Annotated in this window: 1 pseudogene; it reads right to left on the bottom strand. The window is 35.6% G+C overall.

The features are described from left to right. Positions 1–162 precede the first annotated feature (162 nt). Positions 163–343: pseudogene (locus SINDD18_RS10140) on the bottom strand (30S ribosomal protein S4); the annotation flags it as partial.

The following is a 343-nucleotide window of genomic DNA, read 5'->3' as shown; positions in this document are numbered from 1 at the left end:
AGGGAAAGAGGGGCTTTGATTTCTGTCTTGTGTTTTTGATTCTGTAATGTTATTGATTATAAGTTTGTAATTCACGTAAAGCTAGCTAGTTTTTCATAATCTAATTTTCAGACAAAGCAAAAAGCCCACTGTTGTAGGCTTTTCGTAAGATATATCTTAAAATTAAAGCATTTTGTTGTAGAATTCAACGACAAGTGCTTCGTTAATTTCTGGGTTGATTTCATCGCGTTCTGGCAAACGAGTCAATGAACCTTCCAATTTTTCAGCATCGAATGATACGAATGCTGGACGTCCAAGAGTAGCTTCTACTGCTTCAAGGATAGCTGGAACTTTCAATGATTTT

It is taken from the genome of Streptococcus infantis (assembly GCF_001579645.1).
Lineage (GTDB): Bacteria > Bacillota > Bacilli > Lactobacillales > Streptococcaceae > Streptococcus > Streptococcus infantis_E.
This window is presented reverse-complemented; position numbering and strand designations above follow the sequence as displayed.